Origin of the sequence: Pseudomonas sp. FP1742, assembly GCF_030687145.1 — a bacterium.
GTDB classification, from domain to species: domain Bacteria; phylum Pseudomonadota; class Gammaproteobacteria; order Pseudomonadales; family Pseudomonadaceae; genus Aquipseudomonas; species Aquipseudomonas frederiksbergensis_D.
In genome coordinates, this window is record NZ_CP117460.1 from 2383085 (window position 1) to 2406194 (window position 23110).

Genomic DNA, 23110 nt, shown 5'->3' on the forward strand with positions numbered 1-23110 from the left:
CGAACAAAAAGCGCAAAGGTTGGACTGTTATGATCGATTAAATCGATCGATCCCGGGCATCCCAGTATTGCTGGGCGGTTTCGAAGGCTTGTTCGCGGGGCTGGCCGAGGCCGCGCAAGGCCAGGGCCATGGTCGAGATCAATGCCATTTGCGGGTAGCTGTCGACCACGTCGCCACGCCACACGGCTTTCAAGTGCTCGGGATCGAGCGTCGCCGGTTTGACGTGGCGCTGGCTCGACAGCTGCGGCCATTCTTCATCCCAGCTTTCGCCACCGGTGGTGCCGTACAGGTGACTGTCGGCGTCCGGATTGACCTCGATCTCGCCGCCATCACCCTTGATGACGATGGCGGTATCGCCGAGCAAACCGCTGGCATCGCGGTGCACCGCCTGGTAGCCGGGGTGGAAAATGCTTTGCAGGCCACAGCGGGCGCTCAGCGGGTTGAGAATCCGCGTCAGGGAATGGATCGGCGAGCGCAGGCCCAGAGTGTTGCGCAGGTCGATCATCCGCTGAAGCTGGGGTGCCCAGTCCACCAGGGGCATGAACGCCAGACCGCCCTGATCAAGCGCCGACCCGACCTGCTGCCAATTGCGGCACAGCGGTATGTTCAGCGTCTGGAGCAGTTGTTCACTGTAGAGCCGACCCGCCGTGTGCGCGCCGCCGCCATGCATGAAAATGCGCACGCCGTTCTGCCCCAGGCACTTGGCCGCCAGCAGATACCACGGCAAGTGGCGCTTCTTGCCGGCATACGTCGGCCAATCCAGATCGACCGCCAGCGCCGGTGGATTCAGGCGTTCACGCAAGGCTTCGGCGAACCCGGCCATTTCCTCGGCGCTTTCTTCCTTGTGCCGCAACAGCATCAGGAACGCGCCGAGCTGGGTGTCCTCGACCTTGTCGTCGAGCACCATGCCCATGGCCTCGCGGGCTTCGGCCCGGGTCAGATCGCGGGCGCCGCGTTTGCCTTTGCCAAGGATCCGCACGAATTGGGCGAACGGGTGCTCGGCGGGCGTTTCGAGGGTCAGCGCTGGATAGTCGGTCATAAGCAATTCGTCGGTTTGGGCAGGCCCGCCAGTTTCGCGGCGAGTTTGGCAGGGGTGCCTTTGAACAGTCGGTTCAGGTGCAGGCTGTTGCCCTTGTCGGGGCCGAGTTTCAATGCGGTGTACTTGATCAACGGGCGGGTGGCCGGGGACAGCTGGAATTCGTCGTAGAAACGGCGCAGCAGTTCGAGGATCTCCCAGTGTTCCGGACTCAACTCGATGCCTTCGGCGGCGGCGAGGGCGGCGGCCACCTCGGCCGACCAGTCGCTCAGTTCGACCAGGAAACCGTCCTTGTCCAGTTCAATGGCGCGGGCGCCAACGGTCAGGGATTTCATAGCCAACTGTTGACCTTGTCATAGTGAATCGACAGTTCGACGAAGGCCGGGTAATCGATGGCGTTGGCCCAGTCCGGGACTTGCAGAGCCCGGGCCTGTGCGTCTTCGGCCAGTACGAACAGTTTCAGGTTGCGAGCATGCAAAGAGCTGAATGGCGCGGTGCCTGGCTGCAGGGCATAGGCCGCGTCGCCGCTCAGCAGCAGCGCATCGTCGGCGCCGATCACGCGCAGGCAACTGCCCAGGCGCTCGTCGCCGAAAGGGGAATGAGACAACACATGCAAAGTCGACATCAGAGGGTGATCACCTGGTCGTAACGGTCAATAAGGGCGGTGATGTCCTGGGCGCTCAGCACCCGGGCTTCTGCAAGTGACAGACCTGCCGGGTCAAGACCTCGGGCCGCTACGCTGTCAGCGCACACAAACAAGTCTTCGACACCAAACATCGGCAAGGCTTGCAGGTTGGCGCTCAGGTCTTTCTGTTGCAGGGCTTTGGCGTCCTGTTTCGCAGCGAGCTGGAACACTCCGTCATCGAGAAACAGCAGGCCGATCGGCAGATCGAAGGCGCCGCCGGCCAGAACAATATCCAGCGCTTCCCGCGCATTCGGCCCGGACCATGGCGCCTGCCGGCTGATAATCAGCAAGGATTTAGCCATTTCACGCGCCTCCGAAACAGATCAGGCGGTCAGCGTCCTGCACCGCGTCATGCAACTGGCCAAGGCCGGACAATTCCCACGGCGCTCCCACGGCGACCGCTTCACGCTGATAGCGCTGGGCTTCTTCCTCGTTCAGCACGCCACGACGCAGGGCGGCGGCGATGCAGACCACGCCATCGAGTTGATGCTCGCTGACAAAGTTGCGCCATTGCTTGGGCAAGTCCTGCTCATCCTGAGGCGTGACCACACTGCCGGACGCGTTGTAGACGCCATCCTGATAGAAAAACAGCCGGACAATCTCATGTCCGCCGGCCAGCGCGGCCTGGGCGAACAGCAAGGCACGGCGCGAGGAGGGCGCATGGGCGGCGGAAAACAGCGCAATGGCAAACTTCATGGCGGACTCGATCAGCAAAACTGCGGCCATGATAAAGCTTTATCGCGGGTGCGGCGAAGGGCGTTTACCTGAAGACCGAGTCGCCGCCTTCGCGAGCAAGCCCGCTCCCACACTGGATCTGCGGCGGATCACGATTTTGTGATCGATAGAGTCGAGTGTGGGAGCGGGCTTGCTCGCGAAGACGGACTTCCCTGCAACATAAGTGCAGGATCTGATCACGCTACTTAGCGCGGCATATAACCCAACTGCCAGCGCCGCGGAATCTTCAACGACATCACCCCCAGCGCCCCGGCAAACAGGCCACTGACAAACAGCGCCTTGAGCCCCAGATGCTGTTCCAGCAGCGCCCCAATCACCGCGCCGGCAAACATTCCGGTCCACGGGATCAACTGCACGCGCCAGCCATTGCGCCGCTCGCCAAGCATCCAGCGTCCCAGTCCACGGCCGAACCGCGACAGCGCGCCGGTGACGTAGGTCAGGCCGACCGGCAGTCCATTGACCTCTTCCACCGCAGCATTGAGCATGCCCATGGCAATGATCGTTGCCAGCAGCGCCGGCAGTTGCAGGTCATAGGGCCAGGCTGCGGCGCCGCACAGCAACGTGGCGATGCACAGCATCAATGGCAGCGCCCGTCGGCCACCGAATCGGCTGACGACAATGCCCAAGGCATTGCCGATGACGAACGTGGCCACGAGAATCACCAGACGCAAAGTCAGCCCGAGGTCGCCATCGCTGATTGCTACGGCAAGGCGTGTGGTGTTGCCGCTCATGAAGGACACGAAGTCGCCGCTGGCCATGAAGCCGATGGCATCGGTCATGCCGGCGAGCACCGACAAACCGGCGACCAGCGACAGGCCGATGCGTCCGCGCCATTTATGAGTATGCAGATGGCCCGGCGTGGCCCGGGTGCTTGAAGGAGAAGGCAGCATTGAAGAGGACTTCCTTGAGCAGCGATGATTACTTGGCTAACCCATATAACTCGCAATACTCAAGCCAGTCCATGCCGGCCATCTCTGCAACTTCCTTGTGCACTTCCATGCGTTGGGCCTGATATTCCTCGGGTGTGGCGGTGGTCAGTTGCAACGTCAGCTCCCAGGCAAACAAACCCAGGCGCTCCGCCTCGGCTTCGAACGCTTCATGCAAACGCTCGTCGCGGTACTGCGCCACCGTCTGGCTCTTGGCCTGGGCCAACAGTGGATTCAGGTTATCCAGTTCGACGCGCAGTTCGGGGCGCTGATCGAGAAACTTCTTCAGCGCCTGCTCGTGTTGCTGTTCGGTTGCCGCCATGGTCACTCCTTGAAGGGATTACGAAGACTGCTTTTTGCTCGCCTTGGCAGCCGCGGCCAGACACTCGAGGGCAAACTGCTCGGTGTAGGTCATCTGGATCGGCGTGGTTTCGCCTTTGACGGTTCTTTCGCCGTCGAGAATGTAACGAATCCGCTTGTCGGTGACGCCAATTCGCTTGGCGATCCAGGCCGGCGTCTGACCGATCTGGCTGATCAGCTTGTCGGCGTAGTCGGTGGAGGGTTTGTAGAACTCGGCGTTGGGTGTCATGACCTTTCCTGGAAAATGGGCGATGCGACGATATTGGCGCGACAGGGTGCGCGAATCGTTGCGCGGTGTCGCGGTATAAATGAAGTAAAGCAGAACGATACGCCGCGCCGCGGTGGTACAGTCCGCTTTTTCCTGATGAGCGAACGCAATGCGAATTCTGATGGTGGCGCTGGCCGCAACCTTGCTGGCGGGCTGTGCCGGATCGGCGATGAACGACGCCCGCGGCAAAACCCCGTACAAAACCCTGACCTCGGACAAACCGGAAAAAGTCGTCGCCCAGTGCGTGCAGTTTGCCTGGCAGGACGAGGCAGTGTTCGGCGTCGATGCTGGCGCGTATTTGCAGCCGGGCAAGAAGGGCGGCTCGACGGTCTACACCCGTTCGGCCGAGTCTTTCGTGGACGTGACCACCGATGCGTCAGGCACGGCCTTGAGCTACTACGCCCAGCATGATGATTTTGTCGCCAAGCGCCGTTTGGCGGCGTTGGCGACCTGCCTTTAAGCACGGCCTGATCGGCTGACGCCATTCCAGTGTGGGAGCGGGCTTGCTCGCGAAGAGGGCGCGTCAGTCGACATGAATGTTGTCTGGCACACCGCCTTCGCGAGCAAGCCCGCTCCCACAGTTACGCGTCTTGATCAGTGTTAACGAGGCGCTTCTGGAAAAAGAAGCGCTTGTGGCCCGGCGGATAATCGGCAATGTGCCCCAGCTCGCTGTAGCCGTGTTTTTTGTAGAATTCCGGCGCCTGGAAGTCGAAGGTGTCCAGCCAGATCCCGATGCACTCTTTCTCCCGCGCCAGGTCTTCGGCCATCTGCATCAGCTTCGAGCCCAGCCCTTGTCCCCGTGCCTGGTCCGGCACCGACAACAACTCAATGAAAAACCACTGGTAAAACACCCGGGCATAAAGCCCGCCGAGAATCTCGTCGTTGTCATCGCGTACCAGCAAAGCAATTTGCTCTGACACCGTGGGCCCGGCCTTTGAGGCGTTGTAGACGCGCAGTGGAGCGAGGATTGCGTCGCGCTCTTGCTGGGTGGCATTTGTCGACAGTTCGATTCGCAGGGTCATGTGCTACATCCTTATGGCGGTGAAGGCTGAGCCTATCCCGGTCGCCGCGATTGTTCTATCCCCCCAAACCAGAGAAATCTGTTTTGGCCTAACATGTACGCTTTCTGATGAAAGTAAGGATGGGTTGTTATGTCTGTCACAGCCGAGCGGGTCAACATCATCGAGTCCCAGGTGTTGTCCCACGACTGGTACCTGCTGAAGAAAATCACGTTCGATTACTTGCGCAACAACGGCGACTGGCAGCGCCAGACCCGCGAGGTTTATGACCGTGGCAACGGGGCGGCGATCCTGCTGTTCAACCGTGAGAAGAGAACCGTCGTGCTGACTCGCCAGTTCCGGTTGCCGGTGTTCGTCAACGGCCATGATGGCTTGTTGATTGAAGTAGCGGCGGGGTTGCTGGAAGGCGCTGCACCTGAAGAGCGCATTCGCGCTGAAGCCGAAGAAGAAACCGGCTATCGCGTCCACCATGTGCAGAAGGTGTTCGAGTCCTACATGAGCCCGGGTTCGGTCACGGAGAAACTGCATTTCTTTATTGCCGAGTACGACGCGTCTTCGAAAGTCGGCGAGGGTGGCGGGCTGGAAGAAGAAACCGAAGAACTGGAAGTGCTGGAGTGGCCGTTCGACGATGCTCTTGAAGCGTTCTATCGCGGGGAAATCTGCGATGCCAAGACCATCATGCTGCTGCAGTATGCGGCGATGAAAAATATCTTCGCAGGGGTTTGAGATCACCTGCGGCAATGCCTGGATCGAGAGAGCGTTCAGGCACAATGGTCGAGCATTTCGGCACAGTAATCAGCCTTTGCTCTCTCTAGACTCGTGCTTCATACCAAGACACCGATGAGGTCACGATGAACATCCGAATTATCCTCTGCGCATTGTCCATGGGCGTCGTCCTCACCGGGCACGCTGCCGACTTCTCGTTGACCAGCCAGGATATTGCTGAAAATCGCCCGCTGACCAGTCGCGAGGTGTTTCAGGGCTTCGGTTGCGAAGGGGGTAATACGTCTCCGCAACTGTCCTGGTCCAACGCCCCGGCGGGCACTAAAAGTTATGCGATCACGGTCTACGATCCTGATGCGCCGACCGGCAGCGGCTGGTGGCATTGGACGGTGGTCAACTTACCGGCTTCCACCAGCAGTGTGCCAAGAGGGGTCGGTTCGAACCTGCCTGCCGGCGCAGTACAAGGGCGAACCGATTATGGCCAGTCGGGCTTTGGCGGAGCTTGCCCTCCGGCAGGGGATAAGCCCCATCGCTATCAATTCACCGTATGGGCGTTGAAAGTCGATAAGCTGCCACTCGACAGCCAGGCCAGCGGCGCCCTGGTGGGCTATATGCTCAATGCCAACGCCTTGGCCAAAGCGACCATCACTTCAACTTACGGACGTTAAGCACAATGCGCCCTTGTGACGGCATCCAGCACCGGGAAAACATTATCGATGCGTGTGTCATAAGGGCGCGGCAGCCTCATACCTTGCAACGGGTGCCGATATTCGCAACCACCTTGTGTCGAGTGCGACAGGGGGAAAAGCTGCTGCAATGGGATGATCGGGAGATGCGCGCAGGGCCGCAACATCTGATTCTGATGCCGGCCGGGCGTGAGCTTGGTATCTCGAACTTCCCCGGTCTTCACGGTCACTACATCGCTGATGTCGTGACCTTTCCCGGTTCGACACTGCGCAACTTCAGCAACCGATATGGCCGCCAGATCATGAGTGGTCACCGTGCCCCGACCACAGATCTGTGTGTTCCTCTGGACCGGCACACGACGCAGGCATGGGATCAGTTATTGGCCGCCATCAATGCGAACGCTCCGGATGCATTACGCACCCACTATGGGGAAGCGGTTCTGCTCAGCCTGGGCCTCAACGGCCAGGCCGGACCGCTGCTGATGGATCGCAATGATCCACTGTCCGAACGGGTGCAGCAGTTGCTGATGGGCAGCCCTGAGAGCGACTGGACGGTTGCGAGCGTCGCACAACACCTGAACCTCGGCGAATCGACGTTGCGTCGCCAGCTGGCCAATGAGGGGAGCAGTTTCAGGAATATTCTGGAAAGCGTTCGACTGGCGACCGCGTTGCAATGGTTGCAAACCACGTCCCGGCCCATCGGTGAAATTGCCGGTGCCAGCGGCTACGCCTCGGCCTCACGTTTTGCCGTGCGCTTTCGCTCACATTACGGCCTGTCGCCACGGGAATTGCGGGCAACGATCTAGGGCCTGCCTGGTGCAGATCCAGTGTGGGAGCGGGCTTGCTCGCGAAGAGGGCGTGTCAGTCGACATGAATGTTGTCTGGCACACCGCCTTCGCGAGCAAGCCCGCTCCCACAGGTTCCGCACTCTAATTGACTGGCATTGCCAAGGCCATTTCTGCGCGTTGTAGGGATAGGATCACGGCATTTCCGGCAATTCCTGCGGCCGCAAATCAAACACCAGTACCTCGGCATCCACGCCATTGTTCAAGGTCAGCACCTGTTCTTCGCGAACCCGTACGCCGTCGCCTTCCTGCAGCTGCATGCCGTTCAGTTCGACTTTGCCACGCGCCACATGCACATAAGCATAGCGATCGGCGGCCAGTTCCAGGGTGGCGCTTTCCTTGCCGTCGATCAGGCCGGCATACACCCGCGCATCCTGCCGGACTTTCAATGAACCCTTGGCCCCATCCGGGGAGATGATCAACTGCAAGCGGCCGCGTTTTTTCTGGGTGCTGAAATGCTCTTGCTGATAACGCGGTTTGGCGCCGCTGACGTCAGGCACGATCCAGATTTGCAGGAAGTGCACCGGGCGTGTCGATGAGTGGTTGTATTCACTGTGCGCCACGCCACTGCCGGCGCTCATCAGTTGCACGTCGCCGGGGCGGATCACCGAACCGGTGCCCAACGTGTCCTTGTGTTCCAGCGCGCCTTCGAGCACATAGGAGAAGATCTCCATGTCGCGGTGAGGGTGCTGGCCAAAGCCTTTGCCGGCGGCTACGCGGTCGTCGTTGATCACCAACAGGTCGGAAAAACCCTGTTCCCGTGGGTTGCGGTAGTTGGCAAAGGAAAAGGTATGGAACGACTTCAACCAACCGTGATTGGCCGCGCCGCGATCCGAAGCTTTGCGAAGGGTCAGCATGATGAAATCTCCTGTCAGGACGTGAATTCGTCCGAGTGAGGAGAAGGTTAATGGTTACCGTTGAGCGCAATAAGTAGATGAAAATTGAAATACTGTCTCGCTCAAGTTGACAGTTGTGTGAGCAGGTTCACGTACCCTTGTTGTTACACTCGGCCATAATGGGGCGGGATACTTGTGGGAGCGGGCTTGCTCGCGAAGGGGCCTTCAGGAGCGCCAAAAGCTTCGCGAGCAAGCCCGTTCCCTCAGGATTAAACCGTTCTCTTTTAGTGACCTCAGTGATTTTGAACCCATGAAAACCGTGGCAATGGTGTTGTTCCCAAACTTTCTCCTGCTCGACATGGCCGGTCCCATGGAGGTGTTTTCCATCGCCAATCGTTATCTGCAGCCGGCGGACCGTTACGAGTTGTCGACCATCGGCACCGAGCATGGCCCCTTGCGGGCTTCCAACGGCGTGAACGTGCTGGCCGATCTGCACATCGATCAGGCGAACGCACACTATGACGTGTTGCTGGTGCCGGGCGGGCCGGGGGCCTACAACGAAAAGCATCCGCCGCTGCTTAACTGGCTTCAGGGGGCCATCAGTCGTGCGGACCGATACGGGTCGATCTGCACCGGCGCGTTCGTGCTCGGGCATGCCGGGCTGCTGGACGGCTTTCGCGTGACCACTCACTGGCATTACACCGAACGGCTGATCAAGGGCTTTCCCAAGGCCATCGTCGAGACTGATCAGATTTTCGTCCAGGACCGCAGCCTCATCACCTCCGGCGGAGTCACCGCCGGCATCGACCTGGCGCTGGCGGTGGTTGCCCAGGACCACGGCAAGAAAGTCGCCCAGGATGTCGCCAAAGTGCTGCTGGTAGTGATGAAACGCCAAGGCGGGCAGGCGCAGTTCAGCCCGTTGATGGCGGCGGTGGCGCCCCAGGAAACGCCGATCACCCGGGTGCAGAAGCATGTGCTCGAACACCTCGACGAAGCGTTCGGCATCGAACGCATGGCCAGTCTGGTGAACATGAGTGCGCGGCACTTCGCCAGGGTTTTCACCCGGGAAGTGAACATGACGCCGATGGAGTTTCTGCAAAGCGCGCGCATCGATTGCGCCAGGAATCTGTTGGAAACCAGCGACTTGCCGCTCAAGACCGTGGCCTACAAAAGCGGTTTCGGCAGCGTGCGCCATATGCGCTTTCTGTTCAGTGAAAAGCTTGGCCTGACCCCCACCCAGTACCGTGAACAATTCAGCTAGGGGGCTGTTGTCCGTCATGCGCACCGCGATGGCCGTGATGCTCCCCCCGTGGCCGTTGTACCGTCACCGATGCCTGCCAAGATACCCGTGAACTCTTTTTCTTGGAGGTGCGGGAGCCTGGATGGGCGGGTGCGATGGAACTTGAAGTTCCTTGAGCCGGGCCAGGTTTTCAGCGCATGAACGTGCATGAACAGCCTAAGAGAGATAAACAGCGATACGGTGCTGCGGTTCGGGCCCTACGCTTTTCACCCGCACCAACGGCTGATCCTGGACGGTGATCGGCCACTGCGCATGGGCGGGCGCGCCCTGGATATTTTGCAGGTGCTGGTCGAGCGCGCCGGTGCGGTGGTCAGTAAAGAGACGCTGATTGCCCGCGTCTGGCCGACGTCGGTGGTCGAGGAAATCAACCTGCGCGTCCACATCGCCGCCCTGCGTCGAGCGCTCGGCGATGGGCAGAGCGGGCAGCGCTACATCGTTAACATTCCTCAACGCGGTTATAGCTTCGTCGCCCCGGTGCAGCACGACAGGGCGGATACGCCGGTGCTGGTCGAAACTGTGCACAGGCCTCAACACAATCTGCCTGCGCGACTCACACCGGTGACCGGTCGTGACTCGATTGTCGGCAGCGTGGTCCGGCAGTTGCCGGTTCGACGCTTCATGACCCTGATCGGCCCTGCTGGCATCGGCAAGACCACCGTGGCGTTGCGCGTGGCCGAGTTGCTGTTGCAGCACTATCGGGATGGTGTGTGGATGGTTGACCTGTCGGCCATCGATGACCCGTCGCAGCTTGTCGATCATCTGTCGCGCACCCTGGAACTGGATGTCGGCGCCAAGGCGTTGGCGCAACGGCATGCCTTGGTGGTGCTCGACAATTGCGAACACCTGCTCGAACGTTGCAGGACAGTGGTGGACGATCTGTTGGCCTCGGCGCCTCGACTGTCGATCCTCGCCACCAGTCGCGAACCGCTGCGAGCAGCGGGGGAAACGCTGCTGCGGGTACCGCCCCTGACGGTGCCGCCAGCCTCGGCGATTTATAGCGTGGACGAGGCCATGGGGTATTCAGCGGTGCAGCTGTTGGTCAGCCGCGCCCGAGCCCGTCAGCAAGGGTTTGCCTTGCGCCAACAGGATCTGAAGGCTGTGCGTGAAATCTGTCGTCGGCTGGATGGCTTGCCCCTGGCCATTGAACTGGCGGCGGCGCAGATCGATGCATTGGCGCTGGTGGGGTTGCAAGCGCAACTGGGCAACTGTTTTCAGCTGTTGAGCCAAGGTCGACGCACCGCCGTGCCACGGCATCAGAATCTCAAAGCCGCACTGGACTGGAGCTATGAACGGCTGAGCCCGTTGGAACAGATCGTGTTGCAGCGGCTGGCGGTGTTCAAGATGGCGTTCACCCTGGACGCGGCGATTGGCGTGATCAGTGGCGCGATGTTGCTGCCCGCAAGCCTGGTCAACGTGGTGGAGAGTCTGGCGAATAAATCGCTGCTGTCGGTGGAGCAGGGCAACGGCGTGACGCGCTACCGTTTCCTCAATACCACGCGCACCTACGCCCTGGAGAAACTCGAAAACAGCGGTTACTTGCGTGCCTTCGAACTGCGTTATGAGCGCTACATCAGCCGGGCCCACTGGACATCAGTCGGACAGGTCGTGCTGCAATTCGTCGAGTAACCGCCGGACTTTGATCAGGTCCGGTGTGGCGAAGCCTTCGGTGAAGCGCTGGTAAATCGGCGCCAGCAGCTCATGGGCTTGCCGGAAGTGGCCCTGACGCTGCCACAACTGGGCCAGCGATGTCGCACTGCGCAGTTCCCAGGCCAGCGCTCCCTGGGTTTTTGCCACGGCTAAAGCCTTGAGCAGCACCGCCTCGGCCGCGTCAGCACTGCTCGGGCAATCCTCTGCCAGTAACGCGTCGGCCCGAGCCCGCAGAATCTCTGCCGTGCTCCAGCCCGCCGCGCCGTTTTCGGCCCGCTCCAGCAACGCATCATCGATGAAACGACTGCCCAGAGTGACCATGATTTCCTTGACCAACCCGGTGTCCGGTCGCGGGGATGAGGGCGCATCAGTTCCGTCGATCACCTGCGCGTAATATTTGGCCCAGGTGTAGAACAGCAACACCGAGTGTTTCTTCGCCTGCTCAAGCAGCAAGGCCAGGAGCTCGCGGGCGACCGGCGTGTCGCCGTTGTAGTGGGCGATCAGGCAACCGGACAGCGCCAGGGTGTAGCAGATGGACGTGCCATGATTGATTTGCATCGCGATGTCGAGCGCCTGTCGTGCGGTATGCCAGGCTTTTTCCGGGAGCCCTTGCAGCCAGAGAATGCGCGCCAGAATCGTCAGGGTCGCCACGCTCTGGTCGTATTGCACGCCAAAACCATGGGTGAAACGGTTGAGTTGGCCGCTCTGGGCCAGGCGTTGAATGACCTGCTCGGCATTCTCCCGCGCCAGTGCCTGATCTCCGGCAAAATGCAGAGCCAGGACCCGCAAGCGGTGAGTGCTCAGGGATAACACCGCGTCGCCGTGCAGCCCCAAACGGTCAAATTCCCGGCTCTGCTCCAGGGCCATTTGGTATTGGCCACAACTGAGGTTGACCGCCATGTGCCCCGAGATTGCCCTTAGTTGACCGGCCATATCGTTATAGTCTTCGGCCAGTCGTTTGGCGCTGACGAACGCTTCGATGGTTTCGGCGGTACCGCCCTGGGTGTGGTAGCAGGAACTGCCGAGGGCAAGCTTGAGGTTCATGGTCAAACGCGGGCAGGGCTGGTGCGTCGTTTCGAGCAACGCCAGGGCTTTGCGCACGTACACCCCGTATTCCTTGAGCAGCGACAGCTCTTGCCAGAGCGGTGCCGAGGTCGCGGCGAGACGGATGGCCAAGGCCTGCGGCCCTTGAGCGTTCAAGCCCCAATCCAGGACTGCACGAATGTCGTCCAGGCTGCGGGCGTAACGCTCGGTCCAGCGCTCGCTCTGGGTGTGTTCCCAATCACTCTGCGCCTGCTGCATCAAGGCCAGGCAGCATTCGGCGTGGCGCTCTCGGGTGTCCGCCAGCTCTTGGGCCTGGTCGAGTTTTTCCAGCGCATAGCCACGCGTGGTGTCGAGCAGACGGTAGAACACTTCTTCGTCGCCGACTTCCACGTTCAGCAATGACTTGGCCACCAATTGGGTAATCGAGGCAAACACTACGTCGGGCTCGATGTACTGGCCGACAATCACGGCAGCCGCCGATTCCAGGGTAAAAGCGCCCCGGAATATCCCCAGTCGGCGCAGGCACGTCTGCTCGCAGGCGTTGAGCAGTTCGAAGCTCCAGTCCAGCGTGGCGCGCAGGGTCTGATGGCGGCCCATGGTGGTCGGGCAGCCTTGGGCGAGCAGGCGAAAGCTGTCTTGCAGTTGCGACAGCAAGCCGCTCAAACCCAGGTTGCCGACCTGCGCCGCTGCCAGTTCGATCGCCAGCGGTATGCCGTCCAGACGTCGGCAGATTTCAATCGCCAGCGGCAGGTCGGCTTCGCTCAGTTCGAAGCTGTCGTGGCTGGCCATCGCCCGCTCGACAAACAACTGCAGCGCCGAAAACGTCAGGGCCTGAGCTCGGTCGAGCACGGCGATGGGCGGCGGGCAGTCCAGCGATTCCAGGCGCTGCACATATTCGCCTTCGGCCCGCAGGCTTTCGCGACTGGTGGCCAGAATATGCACTTGGGGCGCCGCGCGCAGGATGCTTTCGCTGAGCAACGCAATGGCATCGATCAGGTGTTCGCAGTTGTCGATGACCAGCAGCATCTGCCGTTCGCGCAAGCATGTGGCGAGCCCGTTCATGGGGTCGGCGTCATGCAACGACAGGCCCAGCGCTGTCGCCAAGTGCGCGCCGATCATCAAAGGGCAGTTGATCGGTGCCAGGTCCACCAGGCGAATACCGTCTCGATAGCGACCGATCAGTTGCTCGGCGACACGCAGCGCCACGGTCGTCTTGCCGATCCCGCCGGGGCCCACGAGAGTGATGAAACGTTGCCGCGACAGTTGCGTCAGCAGGCTGTCGACCAGGGCCTCACGGCCGATCATGCGGGTGCGGCGGACCGGCAGATTATGACCATTTGGCTCATGGGCGCCGTGTTCCTGCCGCTGTTCGCTGGACTCCAGGGAAAACGGCGCGACAAAACTGTAGCCGCGCTGGGCGACGGTGATGATGTAACGCTGGCCGGCCTGACCGTCACCGAGGGCTTTGCGCAGTGCCGCCATGTGTACGCGCAGGTTAGTGTCTTCCACCACGCTTTTGGGCCAGACCCGGGCGATCAGTTGCTGCTTGCTCACCACCTGGCCTGCGTGCTCCAGCAACATCAACAGAATGTCCATGGCTTGCCGGCCGAGGCGCAGGGGCTGGTCGGCCTCCATCACCAGGCGTTGGCCAGGGTAGATCCGGTAGGGGCCGAAATGGATGGCCTGTTCGGGGGTAAGGGTCAACGGGTCACTCCTGCTTGCATCCGTCTATCACGCGGTATCCAGGCATATTCCTCAGGTTTTTTCGGCTGTGCAACGCAGCGTCAAACGCCTCGGTGTTAAGTGCATCGGCTGCGACCTTGCCGCCAGTGCCCGGCGGCCCCGTATTTATTGGGCGCGATGCTGGCGAAGAGCGCGCCGGGGCCATGGGGGGGCACAGAAGAAAATTAACAACGTTTAACTCGTACCGAGTCCGGTCTACGCTCAAAAATCCATTTCTTCAAGTAGCCGAAGGTCTCGGCCTTTTTGTAACAGAAAGTGCGACAAAAAGCGTGCCGCAAAAAGGACGAACACTTCTGGAGGAGCCGGAATGAGCAACGTGGTGGTGGTTTATCACAGTGGCTACGGGCATACCCGGGTCATGGCCGAAGCCGTGAGCCAGGGTGTGGAACGGCACCTGGGCAGCACCTGCCGGCTGATTTCGGTCGAGGAAGTGGACGATCACTGGGAGCGCTTGCACCGTGCCGATGCAATTATCTTTGGCGCTCCCACCTATATGGGCAGCGCCTCGGCAGCCTTCAAGGGCTTCATGGAGGCCACCGCGTCGTTCTACCTGGCCCAACCCTGGCGCGACAAGCTCGCCGCCGGGTTCACCAACTCCGGCTGTCTGTGTGGCGACAAGCTCAACACCTTGCTGCAGATGGCGGTGTTCGCCGCCCAGCACTCGATGATCTGGGTCGGCCTCGACCTGCTGCCGGCGCGCAGCAGCATCGGCGTGTTCGACGGGCAGTTGAACCGGCTCGGCAGCTCGCTGGGGGCCATGGCCCAATCGAACGTCGAGCAATCTCCTGAATTTGCACCGCCCCTGGAAGACCGCCGCACTGCCGCACATTTGGGCGAGCGGGTGGCGCGCCTGGCCGAGCGAATGGCTCATACCTCTTATTAACCGTCGTAAACCCCATGCATCAGGAGAATCAAAATGAGCACCTTCACCACCCGAGACGGCACCGAGATTTACTACAAGGACTGGGGCACCGGTCAGCCGATCGTCTTCAGCCACGGTTGGCCGTTGAATGCCGACAGTTGGGAGTCGCAGATGATCTTCCTGGCCTCCAAGGGCTACCGGGTCATCGCCCATGACCGCCGTGGTCACGGTCGTTCGAGCCAGCCATGGTTCGGCAACGAAATGGATACCTACGCTGATGACCTGGCGCAGTTGATCGAGCATCTGGATCTGCAAAACGCCGTACTCTTTGGCTTCTCCACCGGCGGTGGCGAAGTGGCGCGCTACATCGGTCGCCATGGCACCGGCCGCGTGGCCAAGGCCGGGCTGATTTCTTCTGTGCCGCCGTTGATGCTCAAGACCGAGGCCAATCCGGGCGGCCTGCCAATGGAAGTGTTCGACGGTATTCGTCAGGCGTCGTTGGTCGACCGTTCGCAACTGTACAAGGATCTGGCCAGCGGTCCGTTCTTCGGTTTCAACCGGCCGGGCGCCAAGCCGTCCCAGGGCATGATCGACTGGTTCTGGCTGCAGGGCATGGCTTCCGGCCACAAGAACGCGTACGACTGCATCAAGGCGTTCTCTGAAACCGACTTCACCGAAGACCTGAAGAAGTTCGACGTGCCGACCCTCGTGGTGCATGGCGACGACGACCAGGTGGTGCCGATCGAAGCCGCGGGCATCGCTTCGGCGAAACTGGTCAAGGGCTCCACATTGAAGGTCTATCCGGGAGCCCCGCACGGCTTGACCGATACCCACAAGGATCAACTCAACGAAGATCTGCTGGCGTTCATCAAGGGCTGATCAACATCAAAAGATCGCGGACTGCGCCGGCGCCTACAGGGTCATGTGAATGCCCGTAGGCGCTGGCGAAGGCCGCGATCTTTTGCTGTCGAGAGAGGGAAGAGTACGCATGGCACGGCAGCGCCAGGCAAACGGTGTAACGCCTTCGCTGCGGGTAAAGATATGAGAGAAATGTGCCTGGTCGCAGAAGCCACATTCCAGGCTGATTTGCGTCAGGGTCAGGTCGGTGTTGCGGATCAACTGTTTGGCTCGGGCGATGCGTTGCTGTCGGATCCAGTCCTGCGGCGAAACACCGGTACTGCACTTGAACGCACGGGAAAAATGGCTACGCGACAGGGCACAGGCCCGTGCCAGCTCGGTCACTTCCAGGGTGTCGCCGAGGTGGTCGAGGATCAGTTGCTTGACCAGGGTTTCACGCCAGGGGCTAAGGCCACCCGTGGTTTTTTTTTGCGTTTCAATGGCACACGCCTTGATTGCGTTTTGCTGAATGAGAGCCATGGCCAATGTCCGTGTCGATGGGCGCGCGCGGGTGCACTGCACGGTGGGCCAGCACGTTCCCTTGTTTTAGAAACAAGTCTGCGCAGAAGGCTTCATTCTTGGTCGCGAGGGCTTTGGCTTGCGAGTTAAACGTTGTTAATTCCGCAGTCAGGCTTAAGGGTGAAAATGCGCCAACTGAGCACATCACTGCAATTCGCGCTGATGCACGGTCATGCAAGATGGGCGACGTGTAGCGGCCTGGACAGGGCCGCTTTTTCTGGCTCGATCAAGGGTGATCTCATGAAGCATTCCCGCGTTTGCATGTTTGGCGGACTTGGCCTGGCATTGGCGCTGATGTCCGGCACCAGCCTGGCCCAGGCACCGGCTCAGGTGAACACTCAGGTGCCCGGTTATTACCGGCTCGCGGTGGGCGACTATGAGGTGACGGCATTGTTCGATGGCTACAACGACCTGTCGCCCAAACTGCTCGAGGGGCTGACCCAAGACCAGATCCGCGCGTTGCTGGCTCGTCGCTCGATTGAAACGCCGGGGGTGCAAACCGCGTTCAACGCGTTTCTGGTGAATACCGGCAAACAATTGATTCTGGTGGATACCGGGGCGGGGCAGTGCATCGGTGCCACGGCGGGCCTGCTATCGGCGAACATGAAAGCCGCCGGTTATCAGCCGGAACAAGTCGATACCATCCTGCTCACCCACCTGCATCTGGACCATGTGTGCGGGTTGGTGGACGGGCAGCAAAAGCCCGTGTTCGCCAACGCAACAGTCTACGCGGCCAAGGCCGAAGCCGATTACTGGCTTGACCCGCAAGCCATGGCCAAGGCACCGGCCGGCGCCAGGGAATTCTTCAAGATCGCCCAGGACTCCACCGCGCCTTACATCGCGGCGGGTCGCTTCAAGACCTTTACTGCCGGGCAATCGCCAGTGCCGGGCGTTGTCGATGCCGAGCTGGAGGCCGGGCACACACCGGGCAGCACTACCTATCGGTTCAACTCCCAGGGCCAGAGCATTCTGTTCATGGGGGATCTGGTGCATAACCTGGCGGTGCAGTTCGAGCATCCCGAGGTATCGATCCGTTTCGATGTCGATAATCAGCAGGCGATCAAGAGCCGCGCCAAGGTGTTCAGCGATGCGGCGGCCAGCAAGATCTGGGTCACGGCGGCGCATTTGCCGTTTCCGGGTGTCGGCCATATCACCGCGGTGGACAAGCATTTCCAGTGGGTACCGATCGAGTACGGGCCTTACAAACGAGCGGCGAAAGTGCCGATGATCGAGTAAAGTCCGACGGACTTGTGCCTGGCTGAAGACAAAAGGGAACCGTGCCCATGAACCGTAATGATCTGCGCCGCGTCGACATGAACCTGCTGGTGATTTTCGAAGCCCTGATGTTCGAAAAGAACCTGACCCGGGTCGCCGAAAAACTGTTCATGGGCCAACCGGCGGTGAGCGCGGCACTGGGTCGGTTGCGTGATTTGTTCGACGACCCGTTGTTGCTGCGCAACGGTCGTGGCATGGAGCCGACGGCGCGGGCACTGGCGATTCTCAAGGAGCTGCAACCGGCGATGGACACCATCTCCGGGGCGGTCAGCCGCGCGAAGGAGTTTGACCCAACGACCAGCTGCGATGTGTTCCGCATCGGGCTGTCGGACGATGCCGAGTTCGGGCTGTTTCCGCCGTTGCTGCGGCAATTGCAGGAAGAGGCACCGGGGATCGTGGTCGTGGTGCGCCGCGCCAACTATCTGCTGATGCCGGCGTTGCTGGCGTCGGGGGAAATCTCGGTGGGGGTGAGCTACACCACGGATCTGCCGGCCAATGCCAAGCGCAAGAAGCTGCGGGACATTCCCTGCAAAGTCCTGCGTGGCGACAACAGACCGGAGCCGCTGACGCTGGACGAATACTGCTCCCGCCCGCATGCCATGGTGTCGTTCTCCGGCGACCTGAGCGGCAACATCGACGTCGATTTGGCCAAGGTCGGCCGCACCCGCCGCGTGGTGCTGGGCGTGCCGCAGTTCAGTGGCTTGCGTGCCTTGCTCGCTGGTACGGAAATGATCGCCACTGTCCCGGACTATGCCGCGTGTGCGTTGGTGGAAGGCTGTGCGTTACGCGCCGAAGATCCGCCGTTTCCCATTGATGCGGCGCAACTGTCGATGGCCTGGAGCGGGGTGCATGACAACGATCCTGCCGAGAAATGGCTGCGATCGCGGATCAGCCAGTTCATGTCGGCCTCGCTGGATATTCCGGCAGTTTAATGGCTGCAAATACAGCTCTTCAAAACGCCTAAAACCCTGTGGGAGCGGGCTTGCTCGCGAATAGGGTGTGTCATTCAACAGTGATGCCGACTGGGCGGACGCCTTCGCGAGCAAGCCCGCTCCCACAGGGGGATGTGTGTTGATTCGAGGGCTGTGTTTAAGGGTGTTTAACGTTACTTCCTGAAAGCTACAGATCCTTGCGCCGTTGCCTACGACTGCGCCAGAATCCGCCGGCTTGTGCGCTTTGGGCCTGGTCTTTATCGTTTCCGCATCGCTGCCAATCAGCGATCGGGTTTAGCGACTCGGACTATTCAAAGTGCCTCAGTGCTCCAGACTTTATTGCCGACTTTTGACGTCTGCAATTACGTTATGGTGGCTGTATGCGGGAGACCCTCGGGTCTACCGGGTGCCTTTGACCGGTTCGCTAACCTGCATACAGTCGCCACCCTTATTTGTTTAGCGACAGGTTCTGGTGGTGCTATTTTCCAAAGGAGATTCACCATGTTCAAAGCCACACCTAACCCACCAGCAACCGACGACGTTTCCCCCTACGATCCCCTCGATCCCAAAAAACTCAACGAAGCCGCCGAACGCGCCCTCGATCACTACCTCAAACCGTCCGACCCCAAGCCCCCGCGCAAACCGAGCACGATCTACACTGTCGCCCCGGATATCAACATCGAAGAGCTGCTGGTCAATGCCTGCGAATCCTTTGCCTCGGCCAAGGTGATCGCCAGTGACTGCGCCGGGTTTCTGGACGGGCCGCAGCGCAATACGGTACTGGGTGTCGCGCAGCTCATCATGTTCGGTGAGCTGGCGGTGAGTCGGGCGCTGGATAGCCTGGAGCTGAAGGCCGACCCGGCCGTCTGAGCGGATTCAATACGAAACGGCCTGCGGGCCGTTTTTTTGTGCCTGAGCAGTAATGATCACGCAAAAAAACTGTGGGAGCGGGCTTGCTCGCGAAAGCGGTGGATCATTCAACGGTAATGTCGACTGACCCACCGCTTTCGCGAGCAAGCCCGCTCCCACAGGGGATATGTCGTTCGGGCCTTCGGTGTGTCGGGGCAAATAGAGCACGTACATTCAATTTTTCCCTACCCCTTGGCGGCACTATTCAATCCAATGATTGAACAGGGGTGAGCCATGAACGCTTCGCAACGGGAAGAACAGGCGCGGGATGTCGGGCTGCTGTTTCTGCGGGTCACCGGCAGCTTGTTCCTGCTATGGGTTCACGGCTTGCCCAAGCTGCTGGACTTCAACGCGCAGTTGCAACTGATCGAAGACCCATTCCACCTCGGTGCCCACCTCACGCTGATCCTGGCGATTTTCGCCGAAGTCCTGTGCCCGCTATTGATCGTCGCCGGTGTCCTGGCGCGATTGGCGTGCTTGCCTATTCTGTTTGTGCTGCTGGTGGCGCTGCTGGTCGTGCACCCGCAGTGGAGTGTGGCCGAAGGGCAGTTCGGCTGGCTGTTGTTGATCATCTTCACCTCTGTGTTTATCGCCGGGCCTGGACGCCTGGCGCTCAATGTTCGTTTGCCCGGAGTGCTCCGTTATGTCTGAAGCCCAAACTCAAAAAGCGCCGGGGTCCGATGAGATCGTGACGCTGATCGTCAAGCACCGGGTCAAGGCCGGTTTCGAAGCAGCCTATGAAGCCTGGCTGCGCAACATCGTCAGCGTAGCGGGGCGCACGGAAGGGCATCTGGGCGTGGACGTGATCCGCGGCAAGAACGCTGGCCTGGACATGTTTACCTGCGTGCTGCGCTTTTGCTCCACCGAGGCCATGCAGCACTGGCTCGATTCGCCGCAACGTCAGTCGTTGATCGATGAAGCCGCGCCGATGCTGGCCGACGGCGACCAGACCGAGGTCAACCCGGTCAACGAATTCTGGTTTGCGCCGCTGGCCGATGCCGCCTCGCCGCCACCGCGCTGGAAACAGGCCGTGGTGTCGTTGCTGGTGATTCTGCCGCACACCTTGCTGGTGCCGCTGCTCTGGGGGCCGCTGCTCAAACTCAACGCTTTTCTCTCCAACTACTTGGTCGCCACGTTCCTGATCACCGTGACCATCGTGGTGTCGGTGGTGTACGTGTGCATGCCGGCCGCGACTCGCTTGTTTGCGCCGTGGCTGACGGCCAGTCAGCCACGGGAACACCTCGAATCCAACGCAAATTCGCCGCGCTGAGCGGGCGCTTTTTGCTTCATTTCACTGATGACGAAGGAACTGCGATGAACGCCGATCTGATTCTGTTCAATGGCCAATTTCATACCGTAGACCGGGAAAAACCGCTGGCCAGTGCCGTGGCGATCAAGGACGGGCGCTTTGTCGCTGTCGGCAACGATGCAGAGGCGATGGCCCTGCGTGGCTCGGGCACCCAGGTCATCGACCTCAAGGGCCGCTGCGTCATCCCCGGCCTCAACGACTCGCACCTGCACCTGATCCGTGGCGGCTTGAACTACAACCTCGAACTGCGCTGGGAAGGCGTGCCGTCCCTGGCCGATGCGTTGCGCATGCTCAAGGAGCAAGCCGACCGCACACCGACGCCGCAATGGGTACGGGTAGTCGGTGGCTGGAACGAATTCCAGTTTGCCGAGAAGCGCATGCCGACCCTGGAAGAGCTCAACCAGGCGGCGCCAGACACCCCGGTGTTCGTGCTGCATTTGTACGACCGCGCCTTGCTCAACCGCGCTGCATTGCGGGTTGCCGGTTACACCCGCGACACGCCGAACCCGCCGGGTGGCGAAATCGTGCGTGATGCCAACGGCAATCCGACCGGCATGTTGGTCGCAAGGCCGAACGCGATGATCCTGTACTCGACCCTGGCCAAGGGGCCGAAGCTGCCACTGGAGTATCAGGTCAACTCGACCCGCCAGTTCATGCGTGAGCTCAACCGCCTCGGCCTGACCAGCGCGATCGATGCCGGCGGTGGTTTCCAGAATTACCCGGACGATTATCAGGTGATCGAGCAGTTGGCGAAAGATGACCAACTGACCGTGCGTATCGCCTACAACCTGTTTACCCAGAAGCCGAAAGAAGAGCTGACCGATTTCCAGAACTGGACTGGCAGCGTTAAGTTGCACCAGGGCGACGACTACCTGCGGCACAACGGCGCCGGCGAGATGCTGGTGTTCTCGGCGGCGGACTTCGAGGACTTCCTCGAACCGCGTCCGGACCTGCCGCAGACCATGGAGCAGGAGCTGGAGCCGGTGGTTCGCCACCTGGTGGAACAGCGCTGGCCGTTCCGTTTGCACGCCACTTACAACGAATCGATCAGCCGCATGCTCGACGTGTTCGAGAAGGTCAACCGCGACATTCCGTTCAACGGCCTGCCATGGTTCTTCGACCACGCTGAAACCATCACCCCACAGAACATCGAGCGGGTAAGGGCGCTGGGCGGTGGTATTGCGATCCAGGACCGCATGGCGTTCCAGGGTGAATATTTTGTCGACCGCTACGGCAAGCAGGCCGCCGAATCTACGCCGCCGATCAAGCGCATGCTGGCCGAGGGCGTACCGGTCGGCGCCGGCACCGATGCCACGCGAGTGTCCAGCTACAATCCATGGACCTCGCTGTACTGGATGGTCAGCGGCCGTACCGTCGGTGGTCTGGCGCTGTATGAGGAAGGTTTGCCGCGCACCACTGCACTGGAACTGTTCACCCACGGCAGTGCCTGGTTCTCGTCGGAACAAGGCAAGAAAGGCCAGATCAAGGTCGGGCAACTGGCGGACCTCGTAGCACTGAGCGCGGACTTCTTCAGCGTCGAGGAAGAAGCGATCAAGTGGATCGAATCGGTACTGACCGTGGTCGGCGGCAAGGTGGTGTACGCCGCCGGCGACTTCGAAAAACTCGGGCCTGTCAGCCTGCCGGTGCTGCCGGACTGGTCGCCGGTGGCGAAGGTTCCGGGACACTGGCGGCCGAACGCGCCGATGCAGGCGCAGGTGCACCAGTGCAGCGGCCCGTGCGCCGTGCATACCCACAGCCATGAGAAGGCCCGTATGTCGAACGTGCCGGTGAGTGACTTCGCCGGTTTCTGGGGCGCCTTCGGCTGTTCCTGCTTCGCGTTCTGAGTCTTGCAACAAAAGCGTCGGCCATGTGTGGTCGACGCTTCACTCATCACCCTCCGAGGAGTTTCACATGAGCAACGTTCCTTACAAACGTCTGAACAAAGATGACGCCGTTGTGCTGCTGGTCGATCACCAGACCGGCCTGATCTCTCTGGTGCAGGATTTCTCGCCCAACGAATTCAAGAACAACGTGCTGGCCCTGGGCGACATCGCCAAGTTCTTCAACCTGCCGACCATCCTCACCACCAGTTTCGACGCAGGCCCGAACGGCCCGATCGTGCCTGAACTGCGCGAGCAATTCCCGGACGCGCCGTTCATTCAGCGTCCAGGCCAGATCAACGCCTGGGACAACGAAGACTTCGTCAAAGCCATCAAGGCCACCGGTCGCAAGCAACTGATCATCGCCGGCGTGGTGACTGACGTCTGCGTGGCGTTCCCGACCCTGTCGGCCATTGCCGAAGGCTTTGAAGTGTTCGTGGTCACCGACTCTTCCGGCACCTTCAACACCACCGTGCAACAAGCGGCGTGGGCACGCATGTCGGCGGCGGGTGCACACCTGCTGAACTGGTTCGCCGTGGCCTGCGAGCTGCAAGGCGACTGGCGCAACGACATGGAAGGCCTGGCCAACCTGCTGTCCCAGCGTCTGCCGAACTACCGCAACCTGATCAACAGCTACACCAAGTTCACTGCCAAGTAAGGCGCTGAAGAAAAAT

27 protein-coding genes are annotated in these 23110 nt (G+C 60.7%); 15 read left to right on the forward strand and 12 right to left on the reverse strand.

All coding sequences use genetic code 11. The features are described from left to right. Positions 1-37: 37 nt before the first annotated feature. From PSH64_RS10605 to PSH64_RS10640, 8 genes are all read right to left on the reverse strand, one after another. The gene (locus tag PSH64_RS10605; protein WP_305480616.1) at positions 38-1039 is read right to left on the reverse strand and encodes a glycosyl transferase family protein; all 1002 of its coding nucleotides are present in this window, start codon (positions 1037-1039) and stop codon (positions 38-40) included. Continuing rightward, positions 1036-1371 carry a TusE/DsrC/DsvC family sulfur relay protein gene (locus tag PSH64_RS10610; protein ID WP_105348705.1) on the reverse strand — a complete coding sequence of 112 codons (336 nt, stop codon included), beginning with the start codon at positions 1369-1371 and terminating at the stop codon, positions 1036-1038. Before PSH64_RS10610 ends, PSH64_RS10605 begins: the two co-directional genes overlap by 4 nt. Beyond that, positions 1368-1661, reverse strand: coding sequence for a sulfurtransferase complex subunit TusB (gene tusB / locus PSH64_RS10615; protein WP_305480617.1), 294 nt, complete (start codon positions 1659-1661; stop codon positions 1368-1370). Before tusB ends, PSH64_RS10610 begins: the two co-directional genes overlap by 4 nt. Beyond that, positions 1661-2023, reverse strand: coding sequence for a sulfurtransferase complex subunit TusC (gene tusC / locus PSH64_RS10620; protein WP_105348701.1), 363 nt, complete (start codon positions 2021-2023; stop codon positions 1661-1663). The genes tusB and tusC overlap by 1 nt, the downstream gene beginning before the upstream one ends. Position 2024: 1 nt before the next feature. Beyond that, a complete protein-coding gene (gene tusD / locus PSH64_RS10625) occupies positions 2025-2417 on the reverse strand; it encodes a sulfurtransferase complex subunit TusD (RefSeq protein ID WP_064621317.1) in 393 nt (130 codons plus the stop codon). 224 nt (positions 2418-2641) lie between these two features. Then, positions 2642-3346 carry a YoaK family protein gene (locus tag PSH64_RS10630; protein ID WP_305480618.1) on the reverse strand — a complete coding sequence of 235 codons (705 nt, stop codon included), beginning with the start codon at positions 3344-3346 and terminating at the stop codon, positions 2642-2644. 28 nt (positions 3347-3374) lie between these two features. Continuing rightward, positions 3375-3704 (reverse strand): DUF6388 family protein, encoded by a 330-nt coding sequence (locus PSH64_RS10635; protein ID WP_105348692.1) that lies wholly within the window; start codon positions 3702-3704, stop codon positions 3375-3377. Positions 3705-3722: 18 nt separating this feature from the next. Beyond that, the gene (locus PSH64_RS10640; RefSeq protein WP_007941139.1) at positions 3723-3971 is read right to left on the reverse strand and encodes a hypothetical protein; all 249 of its coding nucleotides are present in this window, start codon (positions 3969-3971) and stop codon (positions 3723-3725) included. Between the two features lie 148 nt (positions 3972-4119). Between PSH64_RS10640 and PSH64_RS10645 the strand changes: the two genes are divergently transcribed. Further along, entirely contained in the window at positions 4120-4470 is a 351-nt protein-coding gene (locus PSH64_RS10645; RefSeq protein ID WP_305480619.1) for a hypothetical protein, read from the forward strand. Positions 4471-4591: 121 nt separating this feature from the next. Here the strand turns inward: PSH64_RS10645 and PSH64_RS10650 are convergent, their stop codons facing one another. Continuing rightward, positions 4592-5032, reverse strand: a complete 441-nt coding sequence (locus PSH64_RS10650; RefSeq protein WP_305480620.1) for a GNAT family N-acetyltransferase — start codon at positions 5030-5032, stop codon at positions 4592-4594. Between the two features lie 129 nt (positions 5033-5161). On the opposite strand from PSH64_RS10650, the gene PSH64_RS10655 reads away from it, so the two are divergent. From PSH64_RS10655 to PSH64_RS10665, 3 genes are all read left to right on the forward strand, one after another. After that, positions 5162-5755: an NUDIX domain-containing protein gene (locus PSH64_RS10655; protein ID WP_105348684.1), complete on the forward strand. Its 594-nt coding sequence runs from the start codon at positions 5162-5164 to the stop codon at positions 5753-5755. Positions 5756-5880: 125 nt separating this feature from the next. Then, positions 5881-6420 carry a kinase inhibitor gene (locus tag PSH64_RS10660; RefSeq protein WP_305480621.1) on the forward strand — a complete coding sequence of 180 codons (540 nt, stop codon included), beginning with the start codon at positions 5881-5883 and terminating at the stop codon, positions 6418-6420. A gap of 5 nt (positions 6421-6425) precedes the next feature. Further along, complete coding sequence (locus PSH64_RS10665) at positions 6426-7244, forward strand: helix-turn-helix transcriptional regulator (RefSeq protein ID WP_105348680.1); 819 nt, start codon at positions 6426-6428, stop codon at positions 7242-7244. Between the two features lie 173 nt (positions 7245-7417). Here PSH64_RS10665 and PSH64_RS10670 read toward each other — a convergent pair whose 3' ends face one another. Further along, positions 7418-8140, reverse strand: coding sequence for a pirin family protein (locus PSH64_RS10670; protein ID WP_305480622.1), 723 nt, complete (start codon positions 8138-8140; stop codon positions 7418-7420). 289 nt (positions 8141-8429) lie between these two features. Between PSH64_RS10670 and PSH64_RS10675 the strand changes: the two genes are divergently transcribed. Further along, complete coding sequence (locus tag PSH64_RS10675; protein ID WP_105348675.1) at positions 8430-9380, forward strand: GlxA family transcriptional regulator; 951 nt, start codon at positions 8430-8432, stop codon at positions 9378-9380. Between the two features lie 186 nt (positions 9381-9566). Then, entirely contained in the window at positions 9567-11045 is a 1479-nt protein-coding gene (locus tag PSH64_RS10680; protein ID WP_305480623.1) for a winged helix-turn-helix domain-containing protein, read from the forward strand. Here PSH64_RS10680 and PSH64_RS10685 read toward each other — a convergent pair. Then, entirely contained in the window at positions 11010-13814 is a 2805-nt protein-coding gene (locus tag PSH64_RS10685) for a winged helix-turn-helix domain-containing protein (RefSeq protein ID WP_105348670.1), read from the reverse strand. The genes PSH64_RS10680 and PSH64_RS10685 overlap by 36 nt on opposite strands. Positions 13815-14160: 346 nt before the next feature. Between PSH64_RS10685 and PSH64_RS10690 the strand changes: the two genes are divergently transcribed. After that, positions 14161-14736 (forward strand): flavodoxin family protein, encoded by a 576-nt coding sequence (locus PSH64_RS10690; RefSeq protein WP_105348667.1) that lies wholly within the window; start codon positions 14161-14163, stop codon positions 14734-14736. Positions 14737-14769: 33 nt separating this feature from the next. Further along, positions 14770-15594, forward strand: a complete 825-nt coding sequence (locus PSH64_RS10695) for an alpha/beta fold hydrolase (protein ID WP_007937066.1) — start codon at positions 14770-14772, stop codon at positions 15592-15594. Between the two features lie 33 nt (positions 15595-15627). On the opposite strand, the gene PSH64_RS10700 is transcribed toward PSH64_RS10695, so the two are convergent. Beyond that, positions 15628-16092, reverse strand: a complete 465-nt coding sequence (locus PSH64_RS10700; RefSeq protein ID WP_305480624.1) for a helix-turn-helix domain-containing protein — start codon at positions 16090-16092, stop codon at positions 15628-15630. A 279-nt stretch (positions 16093-16371) separates the two neighbouring features. On the opposite strand from PSH64_RS10700, the gene PSH64_RS10705 reads away from it, so the two are divergent. The 7 genes from PSH64_RS10705 (at position 16372) to ycaC (ending at position 23094) form a co-directional block, all read left to right on the forward strand. Then, positions 16372-17367 (forward strand): MBL fold metallo-hydrolase, encoded by a 996-nt coding sequence (locus PSH64_RS10705; RefSeq protein ID WP_305480625.1) that lies wholly within the window; start codon positions 16372-16374, stop codon positions 17365-17367. A 47-nt stretch (positions 17368-17414) separates the two neighbouring features. After that, entirely contained in the window at positions 17415-18338 is a 924-nt protein-coding gene (locus tag PSH64_RS10710; RefSeq protein ID WP_305480626.1) for a LysR family transcriptional regulator, read from the forward strand. A 501-nt stretch (positions 18339-18839) separates the two neighbouring features. Beyond that, positions 18840-19208 carry a DUF6124 family protein gene (locus PSH64_RS10720; protein ID WP_305480627.1) on the forward strand — a complete coding sequence of 123 codons (369 nt, stop codon included), beginning with the start codon at positions 18840-18842 and terminating at the stop codon, positions 19206-19208. Between the two features lie 273 nt (positions 19209-19481). Then, positions 19482-19898 carry a DoxX family protein gene (locus tag PSH64_RS10725; RefSeq protein WP_305480628.1) on the forward strand — a complete coding sequence of 139 codons (417 nt, stop codon included), beginning with the start codon at positions 19482-19484 and terminating at the stop codon, positions 19896-19898. Next, positions 19891-20517 (forward strand): antibiotic biosynthesis monooxygenase, encoded by a 627-nt coding sequence (locus tag PSH64_RS10730; RefSeq protein WP_105348655.1) that lies wholly within the window; start codon positions 19891-19893, stop codon positions 20515-20517. The genes PSH64_RS10725 and PSH64_RS10730 overlap by 8 nt, the downstream gene beginning before the upstream one ends. 44 nt (positions 20518-20561) lie before the next feature. Then, positions 20562-22400: an amidohydrolase gene (locus tag PSH64_RS10735; RefSeq protein ID WP_305480629.1), complete on the forward strand. Its 1839-nt coding sequence runs from the start codon at positions 20562-20564 to the stop codon at positions 22398-22400. A gap of 67 nt (positions 22401-22467) precedes the next feature. Continuing rightward, a complete protein-coding gene (gene ycaC / locus PSH64_RS10740) occupies positions 22468-23094 on the forward strand; it encodes an isochorismate family cysteine hydrolase YcaC (RefSeq protein ID WP_028941293.1) in 627 nt (208 codons plus the stop codon). The last annotated feature ends 16 nt before the right edge of the window (positions 23095-23110 follow it).

Bases quoted from the DNA above. Each gene is read 5' to 3' on its own strand.
- ycaC (WP_028941293.1), top strand. From the start codon at position 22,468: ATGAGCAACGTTCCTTACAAACGTCTGAACAAAGATGACGCCGTTGTG.
- PSH64_RS10630 (WP_305480618.1), bottom strand. From the start codon at position 3,346: ATGCTGCCTTCTCCTTCAAGCACCCGGGCCACGCCGGGCCATCTGCAT.
- PSH64_RS10725 (WP_305480628.1), top strand. From the start codon at position 19,482: ATGAACGCTTCGCAACGGGAAGAACAGGCGCGGGATGTCGGGCTGCTG.
- tusD (WP_064621317.1), bottom strand. From the start codon at position 2,417: ATGAAGTTTGCCATTGCGCTGTTTTCCGCCGCCCATGCGCCCTCCTCG.
- PSH64_RS10610 (WP_105348705.1), bottom strand. From the start codon at position 1,371: ATGAAATCCCTGACCGTTGGCGCCCGCGCCATTGAACTGGACAAGGAC.
- PSH64_RS10735 (WP_305480629.1), top strand. From the start codon at position 20,562: ATGAACGCCGATCTGATTCTGTTCAATGGCCAATTTCATACCGTAGAC.
- PSH64_RS10650 (WP_305480620.1), bottom strand. From the start codon at position 5,032: ATGACCCTGCGAATCGAACTGTCGACAAATGCCACCCAGCAAGAGCGC.
- PSH64_RS10690 (WP_105348667.1), top strand. From the start codon at position 14,161: ATGAGCAACGTGGTGGTGGTTTATCACAGTGGCTACGGGCATACCCGG.
- PSH64_RS10700 (WP_305480624.1), bottom strand. From the start codon at position 16,092: ATGGCTCTCATTCAGCAAAACGCAATCAAGGCGTGTGCCATTGAAACG.
- PSH64_RS10645 (WP_305480619.1), top strand. From the start codon at position 4,120: ATGCGAATTCTGATGGTGGCGCTGGCCGCAACCTTGCTGGCGGGCTGT.
- PSH64_RS10640 (WP_007941139.1), bottom strand. From the start codon at position 3,971: ATGACACCCAACGCCGAGTTCTACAAACCCTCCACCGACTACGCCGAC.
- tusC (WP_105348701.1), bottom strand. From the start codon at position 2,023: ATGGCTAAATCCTTGCTGATTATCAGCCGGCAGGCGCCATGGTCCGGG.
- PSH64_RS10655 (WP_105348684.1), top strand. From the start codon at position 5,162: ATGTCTGTCACAGCCGAGCGGGTCAACATCATCGAGTCCCAGGTGTTG.
- PSH64_RS10680 (WP_305480623.1), top strand. From the start codon at position 9,567: ATGAACAGCCTAAGAGAGATAAACAGCGATACGGTGCTGCGGTTCGGG.
- PSH64_RS10710 (WP_305480626.1), top strand. From the start codon at position 17,415: ATGAACCGTAATGATCTGCGCCGCGTCGACATGAACCTGCTGGTGATT.
- PSH64_RS10635 (WP_105348692.1), bottom strand. From the start codon at position 3,704: ATGGCGGCAACCGAACAGCAACACGAGCAGGCGCTGAAGAAGTTTCTC.
- PSH64_RS10730 (WP_105348655.1), top strand. From the start codon at position 19,891: ATGTCTGAAGCCCAAACTCAAAAAGCGCCGGGGTCCGATGAGATCGTG.
- tusB (WP_305480617.1), bottom strand. From the start codon at position 1,661: ATGTCGACTTTGCATGTGTTGTCTCATTCCCCTTTCGGCGACGAGCGC.
- PSH64_RS10705 (WP_305480625.1), top strand. From the start codon at position 16,372: ATGAAGCATTCCCGCGTTTGCATGTTTGGCGGACTTGGCCTGGCATTG.
- PSH64_RS10665 (WP_105348680.1), top strand. From the start codon at position 6,426: ATGCGCCCTTGTGACGGCATCCAGCACCGGGAAAACATTATCGATGCG.
- PSH64_RS10660 (WP_305480621.1), top strand. From the start codon at position 5,881: ATGAACATCCGAATTATCCTCTGCGCATTGTCCATGGGCGTCGTCCTC.
- PSH64_RS10695 (WP_007937066.1), top strand. From the start codon at position 14,770: ATGAGCACCTTCACCACCCGAGACGGCACCGAGATTTACTACAAGGAC.
- PSH64_RS10675 (WP_105348675.1), top strand. From the start codon at position 8,430: ATGAAAACCGTGGCAATGGTGTTGTTCCCAAACTTTCTCCTGCTCGAC.
- PSH64_RS10720 (WP_305480627.1), top strand. From the start codon at position 18,840: ATGTTCAAAGCCACACCTAACCCACCAGCAACCGACGACGTTTCCCCC.
- PSH64_RS10605 (WP_305480616.1), bottom strand. From the start codon at position 1,039: ATGACCGACTATCCAGCGCTGACCCTCGAAACGCCCGCCGAGCACCCG.
- PSH64_RS10670 (WP_305480622.1), bottom strand. From the start codon at position 8,140: ATGCTGACCCTTCGCAAAGCTTCGGATCGCGGCGCGGCCAATCACGGT.